Consider the following 17,218-nt stretch of genomic DNA (forward strand, 5'->3'; position numbering starts at 1 on the left):
GGACGACAGCTGGGGTGTAGCGCGATGATCTCGCCTCTTCACCGTCATTGCGAGCGCAGCGAAGCAAACCCAGACTGTTACCGTGGCGGCAGTCTGGATTTGCTTCGTCGCAAGAGCTCCTCGCAATGACGGTGGAGAGAGCGCGCGCTATCGCTCCGCCCGTCCGATCACCGCCATCAGCTCCGCGATCTTCTCGCGCTGATCGGCCTTGTCGCCGCTCGCGATGGCGTGCTCGACGCAATGGGCGACATGGTCCTTCAGGATCTCTTCCTCGACCCGGCGCAGCGCGGCACGCACCGCCGAGATCTGCGTGACGATGTCGATGCAGTAGCGGTCTTCCTCTACCATTTTCGAGAGGCCACGAACCTGGCCCTCGATCCGGCCGAGACGTTTTCCGACAGATGTCTTGATGTCCTTGCGCATGGGCTCTATATACCCCTACAGGGTATAGGTTGCAAGCCCACGGACGAGCCCGCGTAAAAGGCCGGAGCATGGCAATGAACAACAACGCACACGAGCATCGTCACGACGCGGAAACGCATTCCGGATGCGGCTGTTCCACGAAGGCTACACCGCCGGCGGCCAAGCCGGAGGCCTCCTCGTGCTGTGGCGGCCACGGCGATCATGCCGGCCATCCCCATCCTCACGGTGAAGCAGCAACGAAGGTGAAAGACCCCGTCTGCGGCATGACGGTCGATCCCGCGACCTCGAAGCATCGCTTCGAGCATCACGGAGAGATCTTTCATTTCTGCTCGGCCGGCTGCCGCACCAAATTCGCCGCTGATCCCGCAAAATATCTCGCGAAGGAGAAGGCACCCGAGCCTGAGATGCCCGCAGGCACGATCTATACCTGCCCGATGCATCCCGAGATCCGTCAGGTCGGCCCGGGCACCTGCCCGATCTGCGGCATGGCGCTGGAGCCGGAGATCGCAAGCCTGGAGACTGGTCCCAATCCGGAGCTCGCCGACATGACGCGGCGGTTCTGGATCGGCGGCGTGCTGGCGCTGCCGGCGGTGGTGCTGGAGATGGGCGGCCATCTCGCAGGTCCGCACAACTGGATCGATCCGACGCTGTCGAACTGGATCCAGCTCGTCTTCGCCACACCCGTAGTGCTGTGGGCGGGCTGGCCGTTCTTCGTTCGCGGCTGGCAATCACTGCTGACGCGCAACCTCAACATGTTCACGCTGATCGCGATGGGCACCGGCGTTGCCTATGTCTACAGCGTCCTCGGCACCGTCACGCCGCAGATCTTCCCCACCACCTTCCGCGGCCATGAAGGCGCGGTTGCGGTCTATTTCGAGGCGGCGGCCGTCATTACCGTGCTGGTGCTGCTCGGTCAGGTGCTCGAGCTGCGCGCCCGGGATGCGACGTCGGGCGCGATCAAGGCGCTGCTCCAGCTTGCGCCCAAGACCGCGCGTCGCGTTGACGCTGACGGCAGCGAGCATGAGGTCGAGATCGACACGCTCCATGCCGGCGACCGCTTGCGCGTCCGTCCCGGCGAGAAGGTGCCGGTGGATGGCACCATCCTGGAGGGGCGCTCCTCGCTCGACGAATCCCTCGTGACAGGCGAATCCATGCCGGTCACCAAGGACACCGGCGCCAGGGTCATTGCCGGCACGCTGAACCAATCGGGCAGCTTCATCATGCGTGCCGACAAGGTCGGGCGCGAGACGCTGCTGTCGCAGATCGTGCAGATGGTCGCAGACGCGCAGCGCTCGCGCGCACCGATCCAGCGCCTGGCCGACCAGGTCGCCGGCTGGTTCGTGCCGACGGTGATCGTCGTCGCTATCGCCGCCTTTGCCGCCTGGTCGTGGTTCGGACCGGAGCCGCGGCTCGCCTTCGGCCTGGTCGCGGCGGTCAGCGTTCTGATCATCGCCTGCCCCTGTGCGCTGGGCCTGGCGACCCCGATGTCGATCATGGTCGGCGTCGGCCGCGGTGCGCAAGGCGGCGTGCTGATCAAGAACGCGGAGGCGCTGGAGCGGATGGAGAAGATCGACACGGTGGTGGTCGACAAGACCGGCACGCTGACCGAGGGCAAGCCCAAGGTGGTCGCGATCGTGCCGGCGTCCGGCTTTGCGGAAGACGACATCCTCCGGCTTGCGGCCACCGTCGAACGCGCCAGCGAGCATCCCCTAGCTGATGCGATCGTGCGCGCGGCCAAGGAGAGGCAGCTCGCCCTTGGCCAAGTCGAGCAATTCGATTCGCCGACGGGCAAGGGTGCGACCGGCAAGGTCGACGGCAAGACCGTCGTGCTCGGCAATGCCAAATATCTGACCTCCATCGGCATCGAGACCAAGACGCTCGACACCGAAGCCGAACGGCTGCGCGGCGACGGCGCGACCGTGATCAACATGGCCGTCGATGGCCGGCTGGCCGGCCTGTTCGCGATCGCCGATCCGGTCAAGGCCTCGACGCCGGAGGCGCTGAAAGCGCTGGCCGATGAAGGCATCAAGGTGATCATGCTGACCGGCGACAATCGCACGACGGCGGAGGCCGTGGCGCGCCGGCTCGGCATCGCCGAGGTCGAGGCCGAGGTGCTGCCGGACCAGAAGAGCGCGGTGGTGACAAAGCTGCAAAAGGGCGGCCGCAGCGTCGCGATGGCCGGCGACGGCATCAACGACGCGCCGGCACTGGCAGCGGCCGAAGTCGGCATCGCCATGGGCACCGGCACGGATGTGGCGATGGAGAGTGCCGGCGTGACGCTGCTGAAGGGCGACCTGATCGGCATCGTGCGCGCGCGAAAACTGTCGCAGGCGACGATGAACAACATCCGCCAGAACCTGTTCTTCGCCTTCATCTACAACGCCGCCGGCATTCCGATCGCGGCCGGCATCCTCTATCCGGCGTTCGGTCTGTTGCTCTCCCCGATCATCGCGGCAGCGGCGATGGCGCTGTCCTCGGTGAGCGTGGTCGGCAATGCGCTGCGGCTTCGTGCAACGCGGCTGTGAGGGTCGCAAAATCCGTGTAAAACGGGTCCATTCGGCGAGATGCGCGGAGGGGACCTGATGCAGCGGATTACGATCACGATCGAGGACGACCTCCTGGCGGAGATCGATGCCGCGGCGGAAGCGCGCGGCTATCAGAACCGCTCCGAGATCATCCGCGACCTCGCGCGCGCCGGGCTTCAGCAATCCACCGAGGACACCGCCCAGACCGGCCAATGCGTCGCGGGCCTCGTCTATGTCTACGACCACGCCGCGCGCGATCTATCAAAGCGGCTGGTGCAGGAATTCCACGGCCACCATGATCTCGCACTGGCAACGCTGCACGTCCACCTCGACGACAACAATTGCATGGAGATGACGGCGCTGCGCGGCGCGGCCTCCGAGGTGAGGCATTTCGCCGACCACATCATCGCCGAACGCGGCGTGCGCTACGGCCGCGTGGTGATGATCCCGACCGGGGAAGGGAAGCAGGCGAGGGCGCGCAAGCACGGACATCGGCATGGGTAGACAGTAGCTCTCGTGCCCCGGACGCGGCGCAGCGCTCCTTCAGCGGAGCGCCGCATCCGGGACACGAGACCGTCAAGCCGCTGGCCACAGCAGGCCAGCCTCCCTTGCCGAAATCGCCCTGCATGTCTACCTCTCGCGGGTCGTCTCGTGAAAGGGTGCCCCATGCTTGATGCCGCCATCAAGGCGCTGTCGCAAATGATCTCGCCGCCGATGCGCTCGATCCTGTGGCGATCGATCGGGCTGGCGCTGGTGCTGATCACCGTGCTGGCGATCGGCTTGCAGCGGCTGCTCAGCTGGTTTGCAACCTCCGGCGAGGTGTGGCTGGAAGGCCTGCTTGGACCGGGCTGGCATTCATCGCTCGAAATCCTGTCCTGGATCGTCTCGATCGCGGCGGGCCTCGGTGTCGTGTTCGGCGGCATTTTCCTGATGCCTGCGATCACCTCACTGGTGGCGAGCCTGTTCGTCGACGACGTCGCCAACATCGTCGAGCGCGAGCATTATCCGGCCGAACGACCCGGCACGGCGCTGCCGTTCACCCAGGCGATGTTCGAGGGCATCAAGACCGCGCTACTGACCATCGTGGTTTATCTCGCCGCGCTGCCGCTGGTGCTGTTCGCCGGCGCCGGTTTCCTGATCTTCTTCCTCGCCGCCGCCTGGCTGCTCGGCCGCGAATATTTCGAGCTCGCCGCGATGCGCTTCCGCCCACCGGAGGGAGCCAAGGCGATGCGGCGCGACAATGCCGCGACCATCTTCACCGCCGGCCTGTTCATCGCCGCCTTCGTCTCGATCCCGATCGTCAACCTGGCGACGCCGATCTTCGGCATGGCCTTCATGGTCCACATGCACAAGCGCCTGTCAGGCCCGCGGCCCGAGCTGATCGAGCCGGCGCGGCAGGCGCGGTAACCCGGCTCAGGCCACAGGCATCCCGCATTTGCGCAGCACCGTCTTGGCGAAGCCGAACGGCGCCGGCGTGAATGGGCCCGTCGGCGCGCGGGTGACCAGCGCGACGACACCGAGTGCGGCCATCGCGAGCCAGAAGCACAGCCAGAAGCCGTCGATGTAGGCGAGCACATTGGCCTCGCGCTGGACGATGCCCGCCAGCGTGCCGACCGCGCGCGCCTGCGCCGATCCCCTGCCATGGGCGGCGAAATGATCGGCGAGCTGCTTTAGTCTCTCCACCACATCGACATCGCCGACCGCGAGGTTCTGGCCGAGATAGAAGGAATGGACCTGCTCGCGGACGCGCAGCCAGGTGCCCATCAACGCCACACCGATCTCGGCGCCGCCGAGCCGCATGATCTGGATATAGGCGGCAAACGAGGTGGCGCGGCTCGGATCGGAGTTGGAGAGCAGCGTGATGATCAGCGGCAGCAGGGTCAGCGACTGCCCGATCGCCTGCAGTAGCACGATGCCGATGAAATCCTCGCGCGCCCAGACATGGGTGAGCCGCGTGCCCCAGAGATTCGCCGCGGCGAAGCAGGCAAAGCCCAGAACGAGCACCGTACGTGTATCGAAATGCCTGAGCAGCCAGATCGAGACCGGCACCAGCACGAACATCGGCAACGCGCCATAGGTGAGCAGCAAGAGGCCGCTCTGCTCGGGCCTGAGCTGCGCGATGGTTGCGAGGAAGTTCGGCACCAGCGAGGCGTTGGACAGGCTGGTCAGTGTGTAGAGCAGGATCAGGACCAGCCCCAAGCCGATGTTGCGCGAGAACAGCACATTCACATGTGCCCAGGGCTGCCGCACCAGGGACTCGTTGACGAGGAAGGCCAGAAACAGCACCGCGCCACTGGCGAGCAGCGCCATCACCGTGCCGGAGCCGAGCCAGTCCAGCCGGTTGCCCTGGTCGAGCCCGGCATAGATCATCGAGACTGAGGCGCCGAGCAGCAGCATGCCGCCCCAATCGGCGTCGCGCAGCAGCGCACGGTTCACCGGCTCGTTCGGCGTGCCCAGATAGACCATCAGGCCCATCAAGGGCGCGATCACCACGCCTTGCCAGTACAGCCATTGCCAGCCGAGATGGTCGACATAGAAGCCGACCAGCGAGGTCGACGTGTCCAAGGCGAAGCCGACGCGGATCGCATAGATCGAGATCGCCGGCAGCCACCAGCGGATCGGCAAATTGCGGAACACGATCATCAGCGTCGCCGGCACGAAGGTGCCGAGCAACAGGCCATGCACGACGCTGAGCGCAAGCAATGTCGGATAGTGGTGCACGAATGGAATGATGAAAGAGACGGCCGCATAGACGATGCTGGGGATGCCGAGCACGCGGCGCAGGCCGAACACGGTAGCAAGCCAGGCCACCGCAGGCGCGATGAAGATCTGCGAGCCGATGCCGGCCGTGGAGAGCCAGGCGCCCTCGTCGAAGCCGAGTGAGAACGCGCCGCGAAGGTCGGGCAGGCCGACCGTGGTCAGCCGGCTATCGAAATTGGCGAGGAACGAGCCGAGCAGCACCGCCGCGACGGCGAACAGCGGCTGCGGCGCGATGCCGCCGCGCGAGACCGGCTCGCGGCTGGCAGCGTCATTTTCCGCCATTCGCAGCCTTGGTATCGATGCTGGTGACCACCGACATGCCCGGCACCAGCCGAGCGAGCAGCGGTTGATTGTGATCGAACTGAATGCGCACGGGAATGCGCTGCACCACCTTTGTGAAGTTGCCTGTTGCGTTGTCGGGCGGCAGCAGCGCCACTTGTGCGCCGGTCGCCGGCGCAATGCGCTCGACCTTGCCGTGCAGCCTCTCACGCGGGAAACTGTCGACGGTGATCTCGACCGGCTGGCCCGGTGCGACGTGCGTGAGCTGGGTCTCCTTGTAGTTCGCAATCACATAGACGTTGGGCAGCGGCACCACATTGATGAGATTGGTGCCGATATTGACGTAATCGCCGGGCTGCACCTGCCGCTCGCCGACAACGCCGTCAAACGGCGCGGTGACCTTCGTGTAACCAAGTTTGAGCTTCGCACCCGCCAGCGTCGCCTTGGCTGCCTCGACATCGGCGGCGCGCTGCTTCCTGGTGCCTTGCAGGACCTCGAGCTGGTGCTGCTGGGCTGCGATCACGGCGCGGCTCGCCCGCACGTCGGCCTGCGCCTTGGCATAAGCGGCCACCGCCTGCTCGAGCCGCTGGCGCGTGCCGGCATCGGTCTGCGACAGCGACTGCTGACGCTCCTGCTCCTGCCGCGCCTCCACCTCCATGGCCTCCGCGGACAGCCGCGCGGCCTGCGCCTGCGCGATCGTGGCATATTGCAGCTCGATCTGATTGGCGAGATTGTCGAGGGTGGCCTGCGCAGCAGCGACATTGGCTTCGGCCTGTGCGACCTGCGCCTCGTAGTCGGCCGGATCGATCTGGATCAGGAGGTCGCCGGCCTTCACGCGCTGGAAATCGGTGACGCCTACGGTGAGCACTTCGCCCGAGACGCGGCTCGAAAGCCGCGTCAGCTCCGCCCGCACATAGGCGTCATTGGTGGTCTGGATCACCGCATTGCCGACCCATTCGTCGAAGCGCAGCGTCGCCAGCGCGACGAAGCCGAGCGCAACGATGACCGCAAACAGCGGGATCGCGAGCCGGCTCCAGAGCGGTGAGGCCGGCCGTTGTGTTGACTTGGGCGGCGGGACAGGTGCGGCGGCAGGCGGTGACGGAACTCGTTCTTGTTGACTCACGGATGCCCCCAAAAGCGCTTGTCCGAACGCAAATCTCACTGCTGTCATTCCGGGACGGTTCGAGCAACGGACCCGGCATCTCGAGATTCCGGGTTCGATGCCGCGCATCGCCCCGGAAAGACGTTGATTACTTGCTCACACCGTTTTCTCCGGCCACCGGCAGAGATCGTTGATCAGGCAGACCTCGCAGCGCGGCTTGCGGGCGAGGCAAGTATAGCGGCCGTGCAGGATCAACCAATGATGGGCATGCTGCATGAACTCGGCCGGGATCACCTTTTCGAGACCGAGCTCGACCTCCAGCGGCGTCTTGCCCGGCGCAAGTCCGGTACGGTTGCCGACGCGGAAAACATGGGTATCGACCGCCATGGTGTGCTCGCCGAAGGCCATGTTGAGCACGACATTGGCCGTCTTGCGCCCGGCACCGGGCAACGACTCGATCTCGGCGCGCGTGCGCGGCACTTGGCCGCCGAATTCGCTGAGCAGCTTGGCCGACAGTGCGATCACATTCTTGGCTTTGGTGCGGTAGAGTCCGATCGTCTTGATGTACTCGCGCAGACGCTCCTCGCCGAGATCGAGCATCTTCTGCGGGGTGTCGGCGACCTCGAACAATGCGCGCGTCGCCTTGTTGACGCCGGCATCGGTCGCCTGCGCCGACAGCACCACGGCAACTAGCAGCGTGAACGGATTGACGTGCTCGAGCTCGCCTTTCGGCTCCGGATTGGCCTTGCGGAAACGGCTGAAGACCTCGCGGACCTCGGCCGGCGTCCAGGGCCTGGTGGCCTTGAGTGGTTTTTTCGCGGAGGATTTCGGTTTGGCCGCGACCGGCTTTGCCTTTTTCTTCGGCACCGCCGCTTTGCGGGAGACCGGCTTGCGGGTGATTTTCGCCATGATCGGGATATACTGAGGGACGATGAGCACAGGCAACGAAATTGAGCGCAAGGACTTTGAAGATCAGCGCGAGGTGCAGATCTTCTCCGCGCTGCTGACGCCGCACCGCTCGCTGAACCGCACCGGCTTCCTCGCCGTGATGCTGTTCCTGAGCGTGGTCAGCTTCGTCACGGGCCTCGCTTTCCTGATGATGGGCGCCTGGCCGGTGTTCGGCTTTTTTGGTCTCGACGTGCTCGTGGTCTGGTGGGCCTTCAAAGTCAATTTCCGCAGCGCTCGGGCGCGCGAGGAGATCACCGTTACGACCTCCGAGCTGCGCGTGAGGCGCATCAGCCATCGCGGCCAGGTCGCCGAATGGACCTTCAATCCGCTCTGGGTCCGCCTCGACATGGAAGTCGACGAGGACTTCGGCATCGAGCATCTCTATCTGATCTCGCGCGGTCATCAGATCCAGATCGCGAGGTTCTTAGGGCCTGAGGAAAAGGCAAGTTTTTACAATGGCTTGGTCGAGGCATTGAACGCCGCCAAGCGTGGACCGACCTACAATCCGATCAGCTGATTCCAGTCGGAAATCGGGTGGTTTCAGACCCGCCTCTCTCCTACATTTCCGGACATGATGACCCTCGCGATACATGACCAGCGCCTGGCCAAGCCGGGCACCCAGAACGCCGCGTGGCGCGACTATGATTCGGTGCGGCGGGCGATTGCGTTCATCTCGGCGAACTGGCGCGCGCAGCCGACCATCGAGGCGATGGCGGATGCCGCCGGCGTCACGCCGGATGAGCTGCACCATCTGTTCCGCCGCTGGGCGTCGATCACACCGAAGGCTTTCATGCAGGCGCTCACCCTCGACCACGCCAGGAATCTGCTCAGGGATTCCGCCAGCATTCTTGATGCGGCGCTCGACTCCGGCCTATCCGGGCCGGGCCGGCTGCACGATCTCTTCGTCACCCACGAAGCGATGTCGCCGGGCGAGTGGAAGAACGGCGGTGCCGGTCTCACCCTGCGCTATGGCTTCCACCCCTCCCCATTCGGCACCGCGATCGTGATCGCCACCGATCGCGGCTTGTCCGGACTTGCCTTCGCCGATCACGGCGAAGAGAAGATCGCACTCGCCGACATGACGCGGCGCTGGCCGAACGCTACTTACGTGGAAGATCACAAAGGCACCGCGCCGCTCGCAGCGCGCATCTTCGACCCAAAGCTGTGGCGGCCGGATCAGCCGCTGCGCGTGGTCCTGATCGGCACCGATTTCGAGGTGCGGGTATGGGAGACGCTGCTGAAAATTCCGATGGGACGCGCGGTGTCCTATTCCGACATCGCCTGCAACATCAATAATCCGAAGGCCTCTCGCGCCGTCGGTGCCGCGGTTGGCAAGAACCCGGTCTCCTTCGTCGTGCCCTGCCACCGCGCGCTCGGCAAGAGCGGCACGCTCACCGGCTATCATTGGGGCACCACCCGCAAGCAGGCGATGCTGGGCTGGGAAGCCGGGCAGCTGGGGATGCAGTGATTGATCTCCCTCTCCCCGCACGCGGGGAGAGGCGAAGAAACTCAGCCCGCCAGGTCCAGCTTCGAGGCGACCGTCGAATCCGCATTGAGGCGGTAGATGATCGGCGCACCGGTGGCGAGCTCGCGCTTCAGGATGCCTTCAGGCGAGAGCTTCTCCAGCACCATGATCAGCGCACGCAGCGAGTTGCCGTGAGCGGCAACCAGCGTGCGCTTGCTGTTGAGCACGCCGGGCAGGATCTCCTGCACGTAATAGGGCAATGCGCGCGCGAGCGTGTCCTTCAGGCTTTCGCCGCCGGGCGGCGGCACATCGTAGGAGCGGCGCCAGACGTGTACCTGCTCCTCGCCCCATTTCTTGCGCGCATCGTCCTTGTTGAGACCGGAGAGATCGCCATAATCGCGCTCGTTGAGTGCGAGGTTCTTCGAGGTCGGCAGACCGGTCTGGCCGAGCTCAGCGAGGATGAGATCGAGCGTGTGCTGCGCGCGCGTCAGGACCGAGGTGAAGGCGACGTCGAATACGAGACCCTGTGCCTTCAGCTTGCGGCCGGCTTCCTTGGCTTCCCTCACGCCGAGCTCGGTGAGGTCAGGATCCTTCCAGCCCGTGAACAGGTTCTTCAGATTCCATTCGCTCTGGCCATGGCGCACGAGCACGAGAAGACGTTCGCTCATTTTACCTTCCGTATGAAACTAAGCTTGATGGTTGCTGCATCGGCGGTGCCCAACCTTTCCGTTGGGGAGAGGTGAAGGGAGCCTGCAGTTGAAACGGGCAATCATTCCGTTGACTCAGATATCGGACAGGCCGAGCACGTCGGCCATGGTGTAGTGCCCCGGCGCCTTGCCATGGGCCCACAGTGCCGCCTTGAGCGCGCCGTGGGCGAACAGCATGCGGTCCTCGGCCTGATGCGACAGCGTCAGGCGCTCGAACGGACCGAGGAAGCTGACGCTGTGGTCGCCGGCGACGGTGCCGCCGCGTAACGAAGCGAAACCGATACTGCCTGGCCGGCGTGCGCCGGTGATGCCGTCACGTCCACGCTCGGAATGGTCATCGAGGGTGACACCGCGGCCGCTGGCTGCGGCCTGGCCCAGCATCAGCGCCGTGCCCGAGGGCGCATCGACCTTCATGCGGTGATGGGTTTCGACGATCTCGATGTCGAAGGTCTGGTCGAGCGCCTTGGCGACGCGCCTGACCACGGCGGCGAGCAGGTTGACGCCGAGGCTCATATTGCCTGACTGCACCACCACCGCGCGGTTGGTGACGCTCTTGATCACGGCGTTGTCGGAGCCGGAAAGTCCGGTGGTGCCGATGACATGCACGAGGCCGCGCTGGGCGGCGATCGCGACGTTGGCGATGGTCGCCGCCGGCACGGTGAAATCGAGGATGCCGTCGGCATCCTTCGACATCGCCCAGAGATCGGCGGAGAGCGTGATGCCGTTGGCCGGCAGGCCTGCGAGCACGCCGGCATCCTTGCCGAGCAGATCGGAGCCCGGCGCCTCCAGTGCGCCCGCCAGCACCGCGCCTTTGCTCTCGGCAATCGCCCGTACCAGCGCGCGGCCCATCCGGCCGCCGGCCCCAGCAACAATCAAGCGCATGTCGGACATGGTGTGATCCTCTTCGGAGCCGTTGTAGCGGGGGGACGCAGTTCCGGCAACCGAGGGGATCGGGGGCAGTGACGCCACGTTCACCGTCATTCCGGGGCGGCTCGCAGAGCCGAACCCGGAATCCCGAGATTCTCAGGTGCGCAATTGCGCACCATAGTCCGCCTCGGAATGACGGGCGTCAGCCGTCCTGCGGCTGCGGGCCGTCATAGCCCTCGATGATGATGAGATCGGCGATCGAGTGCGGCTGGCGCACCTTGATGTTGGCCTGATATTCCGGTGAGTTGTAGCAGGCGAGCGCGGTTTCGTAGTCCGGGAATTCGATCACGACGTTGCGGTTGCGGCTGGCGCCTTCAACGGTGGTGAACTTGCCGGCGCGGGCGACGAAACGGCCGCCCCATTTCTTGAAGATCGGACCGTTGGCGACGGCGTAGGGCTTGTAGCCCTCGTCATTGCTCACGTCGACACGCCCGATCCAGTAGCCTTTTGCCATTGTTGTTCTCCCTGTTGTGTGTGGTCAGCCGAGAGCTTGCGCGATCTCAGCGTGGATGGCGTCGGCGACAGCCTTCGGATCGGCGGCTTCCACCACCGGGCGCCCGACAACGAGATAATCCGCGCCCGCGGTGATCGCGCGGTCCGGCGTCATGATGCGCTTCTGGTCACCGCTGGCGGCGCCCGCCGGACGAATGCCGGGGGTGACGAGGCTCATCTGATGGCCGACGATCTTGCGCAACGCACCGACTTCCTCTGGCGAGGACACCAGGCCGTCGACGCCGATCACCTGCGCCTGCTGCGCGCGGGCCTCAACTAGCTCCGACACGCTGAGCCGATAGCCCGCCGCATGCAAATCGTCGTCATTGTAGGAAGTCAGCACCGTGACGGCGAGGATCTTCAGGCCGGCACTGCCGCGGCCCTCGACGGCGCCCTTCATGGTCTGCGGATAGGCGTGGACGGTAACGAAGGTCGCACCCAGCTTGGCGACGCTCTCCACCCCACGCCTCACCGTATTGCCGATGTCGTGCATCTTCAGATCGGCAAAGACCTTTTTGCCCCTGTCGGCGAGCGTTCCGATCAACGGCAGGCCGCCGGCATAAGCGAGCTGATAGCCGATCTTGTAGAACGAGACGCTGTCGCCGAGCTTCGCGATCATCGCCTCCGCAGCATCAACGCTCGGCAGATCGAGCGCAACGATCAGGCGGTCTTTCGGGGCGATCTCGGCTGCCGTCATGTCACCTCACATCATGCGTTGGGAAACGTCGATCAGCTGCGTTACCAGCTCTTTCAACGCGGCGATATCGCCCTCGTTCTTCAGCCTGTCCATATCGTCATAGGCCTGGTCGGCAAAGGCGAGCGTGAGCTGGCTGGCAATCACGTTGGCGTGGCAGGAGGAGAGGATCAGCCGCAAGGCCTGGAGCGCGCGGGCGGCACCGAGCCGGCTCTGCGAGGCGCCGGCGAGCGCGAAGACGCGGTTGCGGAACACCTCGCCGCGCGCCTCGTGCAGCTCGTGCACGCGGCTGACCCAGTCGATCGCGTTCTTGAGAAGCGGCGGCACCGAGGCATTGTATTCGGGCGAGACGATGAGGACACCGTGATGGGCGCCGATCATGCGCTTGAGATTGATGGCGTGCTTGGGCACGCCGGACTTGGCCTGGAGATCGCCGTCGTAGATCGGCAGCGGAAAATCCGCGAGCGAGATGCGGGTGACGTCCACGCCGGCCTGGGCGAATTCGTAGGCCGCCAGCGCCCCAAGCTTCACATTGTGCGAGCCGGTGCGCAGCGAGCCGGGAATGATCAGGATTTTGGGTGCGGACATCCAATCCCATGCGTTCGGCGAAACGAGCCCGCCGCGCAAAAGAAGAGCGGGCGGAATTAGTCCTTGCGATACACCCAGACGCGGGCCGGCGGAAGGTTCATCCAGATCCGTTCCGAGGCCTCTGTCGACACGCCCGGCAGCGATTTCGGGATCGGCGGCACCACCGCATAGGTGAACTGGATGAAGGGCGCGCCGGGCGCAAGCGCGGTGAAGGCATCGCGAATGAGCCGCAGCCGCGTCAGCATCGGTTTCGTCACGAGCGGCAGGCCCGAGACGACCGCGCTAGCCGGCGCGCTCAGGACGTTCCAGAGCGTGTCACGCAGGCGATAGGCATCGCCCTGCACCACCTTGGCCTGCGGGTAGCGGTCGCGCAGCAGCGCGCAGAAGCCGGGATTGTATTCGACGAGGACGAGACGCTTCTGGTCGACACCGCGCTCGATCAGCGCGGAGGTGATCGCGCCGGTGCCGGGCCCGAGCTCCACCACCGGCGCATCGGACTCCGGATCGACATAATGAGCCATGGTCCGGGCCAAGAGCTTGCCCGACGGCATCACCGCGCCCATGTGCAGCGGCTTTTCGATCCACGACCTGAGAAAGCGCACCTCGTCGTCAAGACGAGGCTTCTTCAAGGCACGCGCAGACGATGGCAATGGCATGTCGGGACCGGACGGGACCGCAGGACCGCGGCGTGTCAGAAAATGGTCATAAAGACGTATAGGCCGAAGACGGCACGGTCAAGACGAGTCAATTCGCCCGATTACCGAAGAAGTCCTTGACCTTGGCGAAGAAACCCTCGGATTCCGGCTGGGTGTTGCCGGAGGAGAGCTTGTCGAACTCGGCCAGCAATTCCTGTTGCTTCTTGGTGAGGTTCTGCGGGGTCTCGACCACGACCTGGACATACATGTCGCCCATCTGACGCGACCGCAACACCGGCATGCCCTTTGATGCGATGCGGAATCGGCGGCCGGACTGGGTTCCGGCAGGCACTTTCACCTTGGCCTTGCCCTTGTCGATGGTCGGCACCTCGAATTCGCCGCCGAGCGCGGCCGTCACCATCGAGATCGGCACGCGGCAGTGCAGATCGGCGCCATCGCGCTGGAAGAACTGGTGCTGGGCCAGCGACAGGAAGATGTAGAGGTCGCCGGGCGGACCACCGCGGACCCCGGCCTCGCCCTCGCCGGCGAGCCTGATCCGGGTGCCATCCTCGACGCCTTGCGGAATGTTGACCGACAGCGTGCGCTCGCGCGTGACGCGGCCCTGGCCCGCGCAGGAGGGGCAGGCGTCCTCGATCATCTGGCCGCGTCCCTGGCAGCCGGGACAGGTGCGCTCGAGCGTGAAGAAGCCCTGCGACTGCCGCACACGGCCCGCGCCGCCGCAGGTCGAGCAGGTCTTCGGCTTGGTACCTGCCTTGGCGCCGATGCCCGAGCAAGCCTCGCAGGTGACCGAGACCGGGATCTCGATCTGCGCAGTCTTGCCGCCAAAGGCTTCCTCGAGCGTGATCTCCATATTGTAGCGCAAATCGGCGCCGCGCTCGCGGCCACCGCGGCCGCGCTGCCCGGCCATGCCGAACAGGTCTTCGAAAATGTCGGAGAAAGAGGAGGCGAAGCCCGCGCCGAAACCGGGGCCGCCGCCAAAGCCGCCGCCCTGCTCGAACGCGGCGTGACCATAGCGGTCATAGGCGGCGCGCTTGTCCTTGTCCTTCAGGACCTCATAGGCCTCGTTGATCTCCTTGAATTTGACTTCGCTGGTCTGGTCCCCCGGATTGCGGTCCGGATGGAATTTCATCGCCAGCTTGCGGAACGACGATTTCAGCTTGGATTCGTCAGCGTCGCGATCGACTTCGAGGGTCTCGTAATAGCAGCGCTTGGTGGACGTGGACATGTTCAGCTCGGTCTATCCAATCGCGATTTCAAGTTGGGGCGAAACAGCGTTGCCACGCAGCAATATAAGCGCCCTTCCGCCTCGCGGCAGAGGGCAGCCTGGCAGCGCTGAGAATAACGGCTGGGAATTGATCGATGGTAACGGGCGCCTTGCCCGTGGAGCCCGACACGACGGCCTCCCCCGCGAGGGAGGAGGCCGGTAGCGCGTGTGGGGTCCAAGCCGTCCGCATCGCCACCCTCTCGGGCTTATGCAGACTTCTTGTTGTTCTTCTCGTCGTCGACCTCGGTGAATTCCGCGTCGACGACGTCGTCCTTGGCCGCGTCCTTCTTGGCGTCGGCCTCGGCCTGCTGCTTGTACATGGCTTCGCCGAGCTTCATCGAAGCCTGGGCCAGGGTGTTGGTCTTGGCCTTGATCGCCTCGGCATCGTCGCCCTTCAGCGCCTCCTTGAGGTCGCTGACGGCATCCTCGATGGCGCGGCGCTCGGTCTCGGAGACCTTCGAACCGTGCTCGGCGAGGGCCTTCTCGGTGGAATGCACCAGCGCGTCCGCATGGTTCTTGGCATCGACCGCCTCGCGGCGCTTCTTGTCGGCCGCCGCATTGGCCTCGGCGTCCTTGACCATCTTCTCGATGTCGGCTTCCGACAGGCCGCCCGAGGCCTGGATGCGGATCTGCTGCTCCTTGCCGGTGGCCTTGTCCTTGGCCGAGACGTTGACGATGCCGTTGGCGTCGATGTCGAAGGTCACCTCGATCTGCGGCATGCCGCGCGGAGCCGGCGGAATGCCCATCAGGTCGAATTGGCCGAGCATCTTGTTGTCGGCCGCCATTTCACGCTCGCCCTGGAAGACGCGGATGGTGACGGCATTCTGATTGTCTTCAGCCGTCGAGAACACCTGGCTCTTCTTGGTCGGGATCGTCGTGTTGCGATCGATGATGCGGGTGAACACGCCACCCAGCGTCTCGATGCCCAGCGACAGCGGGGTCACGTCGAGCAGCAGGACGTCCTTGACGTCGCCCTGGAGCACGCCGGCCTGGATCGCGGCACCGATCGCCACGACTTCGTCCGGGTTGACGCCCTTGTGCGGCTCCTTGCCGAACAGCTGCTTCACGACCTCCTGGACCTTCGGCATGCGGGTCATGCCGCCGACCAGCACCACCTCGCCGATTTCACCGGCGGTGACGCCGGCGTCCTTCAGCGCCTTGCGGCAGGGCTCGATGGTTTTCTGCACGAGGTCGTCGACCAGCGCCTCGAACTTGGCGCGGGTGAGCTTCATCGTCAGATGCTTCGGACCGGTCTGATCCGCGGTGATGAAGGGCAGGTTGATCTCGGTCTGCGTCGTCGAGGACAGCTCGATCTTGGCCTTTTCAGCGGCTTCCTTCAGGCGCTGCAAGGCGAGCTTGTCGTTGCGCAGGTTGATGCCCTGCTCCTTCTGGAACTCATCGGCGAGATAGCCGACCAGGCGCATGTCGAAGTCTTCGCCGCCGAGGAAGGTGTCGCCATTGGTCGACTTCACCTCGAACACGCCGTCACCGATCTCGAGAATGGAGATATCGAAGGTGCCGCCGCCGAGGTCGTACACCGCGATGGTGCCGGCCTTGGTCTTGTCGAGGCCATAGGCGAGCGCGGCCGCGGTCGGCTCGTTGATGATGCGCAGCACTTCGAGGCCCGCGATCTTGCCGGCGTCCTTGGTCGCCTGGCGCTGGGCGTCGTTGAAGTAGGCGGGAACGGTGATGACGGCCTGGTCGACCTTCTGGCCGAGATGGGCTTCCGCGGTCTCCTTCATCTTCTGCAAGATGAACGCCGAGACCTGCGAGGGCGAGTAGGTCTGGCCGTCGGCCTCGACCCAGGCGTCGCCGTTGGAAGCCTTCACGATCTTGTACGGAACGAGCTTCTTGTCCTTCTCGACCATCGGGTCGTCGTAGCGGCGGCCGATGAGGCGCTTCACTGCGAAGAAGGTACGCTCGGGATTGGTGACGGCCTGGCGCTTGGCCGGCTGGCCGACGAGGCGCTCACCGTCATCCGTGACGGCGACGATCGAAGGCGTCGTGCGCATGCCTTCGGAATTCTCGATGACTTTGGCGTTCTTGCCATCCATCACGGCGACGCACGAGTTCGTGGTGCCGAGGTCGATCCCAATGACCTTTCCCATGGTCCTGATATCCTTCTTTTTGCGGCAGGTTGGCTGGGCCCAGAAGGCACCCGAACCGAAACCCCCTAAGATCAAACATCCGCGATATTGCGATGATTGAGGCTCATATAGGAGGGGGGAAGGGGCCCGCAAGGACCGAAGCTACGTTTCTGCCGCGAAAACATTGGGTTTTGGAAGATCATATCTGGGCTCCACCGCCCTTGCGGGTGAGGAATTATTAACAGGTTCGCGCTTCGGCAAGCCCCCGCTTCCGCGAGCGGCCCCTCCCTGTTGCGGCAGG

The 17,218-nt window shown here is 64.9% G+C and carries 17 protein-coding genes; 5 read left to right on the plus strand and 12 right to left on the minus strand.

The genetic code is table 11. The features are described from left to right. Window positions 1-147: 147 nt before the first annotated feature. Window positions 148-423 carry a metal-sensitive transcriptional regulator gene (locus EAV90_RS32090; protein WP_122400208.1) on the minus strand — a complete coding sequence of 92 codons (276 nt, stop codon included), beginning with the start codon at window positions 421-423 and terminating at the stop codon, window positions 148-150. A gap of 74 nt (window positions 424-497) precedes the next feature. Here EAV90_RS32090 and EAV90_RS32095 point away from each other — a divergent pair, with 74 nt between their 5' ends. The 3 genes from EAV90_RS32095 (at window position 498) to EAV90_RS32105 (ending at window position 4,355) form a co-directional block, all read left to right on the plus strand. Further along, complete coding sequence (locus EAV90_RS32095) at window positions 498-2,948, plus strand: heavy metal translocating P-type ATPase (RefSeq protein ID WP_164937200.1); 2,451 nt, start codon at window positions 498-500, stop codon at window positions 2,946-2,948. Window positions 2,949-3,005: 57 nt separating this feature from the next. Then, window positions 3,006-3,452 carry a nickel-responsive transcriptional regulator NikR gene (gene nikR, locus EAV90_RS32100; protein WP_122406305.1) on the plus strand — a complete coding sequence of 149 codons (447 nt, stop codon included), beginning with the start codon at window positions 3,006-3,008 and terminating at the stop codon, window positions 3,450-3,452. A gap of 162 nt (window positions 3,453-3,614) precedes the next feature. Continuing rightward, entirely contained in the window at window positions 3,615-4,355 is a 741-nt protein-coding gene (locus EAV90_RS32105) for a sulfate transporter family protein (RefSeq protein ID WP_129145722.1), read from the plus strand. 6 nt (window positions 4,356-4,361) lie between these two features. Here EAV90_RS32105 and EAV90_RS32110 read toward each other — a convergent pair whose 3' ends face one another. The 3 genes from EAV90_RS32110 to nth all read right to left on the minus strand — a co-directional run bounded on the left by EAV90_RS32110 (window position 4,362) and on the right by nth (window position 7,998). After that, window positions 4,362-5,990: an MFS transporter gene (locus EAV90_RS32110; protein WP_129145723.1), complete on the minus strand. Its 1,629-nt coding sequence runs from the start codon at window positions 5,988-5,990 to the stop codon at window positions 4,362-4,364. Further along, window positions 5,977-7,110, minus strand: a complete 1,134-nt coding sequence (locus EAV90_RS32115; RefSeq protein ID WP_129145724.1) for an HlyD family secretion protein — start codon at window positions 7,108-7,110, stop codon at window positions 5,977-5,979. Before EAV90_RS32115 ends, EAV90_RS32110 begins: the two co-directional genes overlap by 14 nt. A 135-nt stretch (window positions 7,111-7,245) precedes the next feature. Beyond that, window positions 7,246-7,998 carry an endonuclease III gene (nth, locus tag EAV90_RS32120; RefSeq protein ID WP_162500048.1) on the minus strand — a complete coding sequence of 251 codons (753 nt, stop codon included), beginning with the start codon at window positions 7,996-7,998 and terminating at the stop codon, window positions 7,246-7,248. 22 nt (window positions 7,999-8,020) lie between these two features. Here nth and EAV90_RS32125 point away from each other — a divergent pair, with 22 nt between their 5' ends. Together EAV90_RS32125 and EAV90_RS32130 are read left to right on the plus strand one after the other, a co-directional pair. Next, the gene (locus EAV90_RS32125) at window positions 8,021-8,554 is read left to right on the plus strand and encodes a DUF2244 domain-containing protein (protein WP_122406306.1); all 534 of its coding nucleotides are present in this window, start codon (window positions 8,021-8,023) and stop codon (window positions 8,552-8,554) included. Between the two features lie 54 nt (window positions 8,555-8,608). After that, window positions 8,609-9,505, plus strand: a complete 897-nt coding sequence (locus EAV90_RS32130) for a methylated-DNA--[protein]-cysteine S-methyltransferase (RefSeq protein ID WP_122400214.1) — start codon at window positions 8,609-8,611, stop codon at window positions 9,503-9,505. A gap of 41 nt (window positions 9,506-9,546) precedes the next feature. Here the strand turns inward: EAV90_RS32130 and EAV90_RS32135 are convergent, their stop codons facing one another. The 8 genes from EAV90_RS32135 to dnaK form a co-directional block, all read right to left on the minus strand. Continuing rightward, on the minus strand, window positions 9,547-10,170 hold the full coding sequence (locus EAV90_RS32135; RefSeq protein WP_129145725.1) for a 2,3-bisphosphoglycerate-dependent phosphoglycerate mutase: 624 nt from the start codon (window positions 10,168-10,170) through the stop codon (window positions 9,547-9,549). 114 nt (window positions 10,171-10,284) lie between these two features. Next, the gene (gene dapB / locus EAV90_RS32140; RefSeq protein ID WP_164937201.1) at window positions 10,285-11,100 is read right to left on the minus strand and encodes a 4-hydroxy-tetrahydrodipicolinate reductase; all 816 of its coding nucleotides are present in this window, start codon (window positions 11,098-11,100) and stop codon (window positions 10,285-10,287) included. Window positions 11,101-11,278: 178 nt separating this feature from the next. Then, window positions 11,279-11,590 (minus strand): DUF1330 domain-containing protein, encoded by a 312-nt coding sequence (locus tag EAV90_RS32145; RefSeq protein WP_129145727.1) that lies wholly within the window; start codon window positions 11,588-11,590, stop codon window positions 11,279-11,281. Between the two features lie 24 nt (window positions 11,591-11,614). Further along, window positions 11,615-12,325 carry an orotidine-5'-phosphate decarboxylase gene (gene pyrF, locus EAV90_RS32150; protein ID WP_129145728.1) on the minus strand — a complete coding sequence of 237 codons (711 nt, stop codon included), beginning with the start codon at window positions 12,323-12,325 and terminating at the stop codon, window positions 11,615-11,617. Between the two features lie 6 nt (window positions 12,326-12,331). Further along, window positions 12,332-12,910 (minus strand): NADPH-dependent FMN reductase, encoded by a 579-nt coding sequence (locus tag EAV90_RS32155; RefSeq protein ID WP_129145729.1) that lies wholly within the window; start codon window positions 12,908-12,910, stop codon window positions 12,332-12,334. A gap of 56 nt (window positions 12,911-12,966) precedes the next feature. Continuing rightward, window positions 12,967-13,566, minus strand: a complete 600-nt coding sequence (locus tag EAV90_RS32160; protein ID WP_122400220.1) for a class I SAM-dependent methyltransferase — start codon at window positions 13,564-13,566, stop codon at window positions 12,967-12,969. 88 nt (window positions 13,567-13,654) lie between these two features. Next, window positions 13,655-14,791 carry a molecular chaperone DnaJ gene (dnaJ, locus tag EAV90_RS32165; protein WP_122400221.1) on the minus strand — a complete coding sequence of 379 codons (1,137 nt, stop codon included), beginning with the start codon at window positions 14,789-14,791 and terminating at the stop codon, window positions 13,655-13,657. A 245-nt stretch (window positions 14,792-15,036) separates the two neighbouring features. Continuing rightward, window positions 15,037-16,938 carry a molecular chaperone DnaK gene (dnaK, locus tag EAV90_RS32175; protein WP_122400223.1) on the minus strand — a complete coding sequence of 634 codons (1,902 nt, stop codon included), beginning with the start codon at window positions 16,936-16,938 and terminating at the stop codon, window positions 15,037-15,039. Window positions 16,939-17,218 lie beyond the last annotated feature (280 nt).

The organism is Bradyrhizobium vignae, from assembly GCF_004114425.1.
Taxonomy (GTDB): Bacteria; Pseudomonadota; Alphaproteobacteria; order Rhizobiales; family Xanthobacteraceae; genus Bradyrhizobium; species Bradyrhizobium vignae.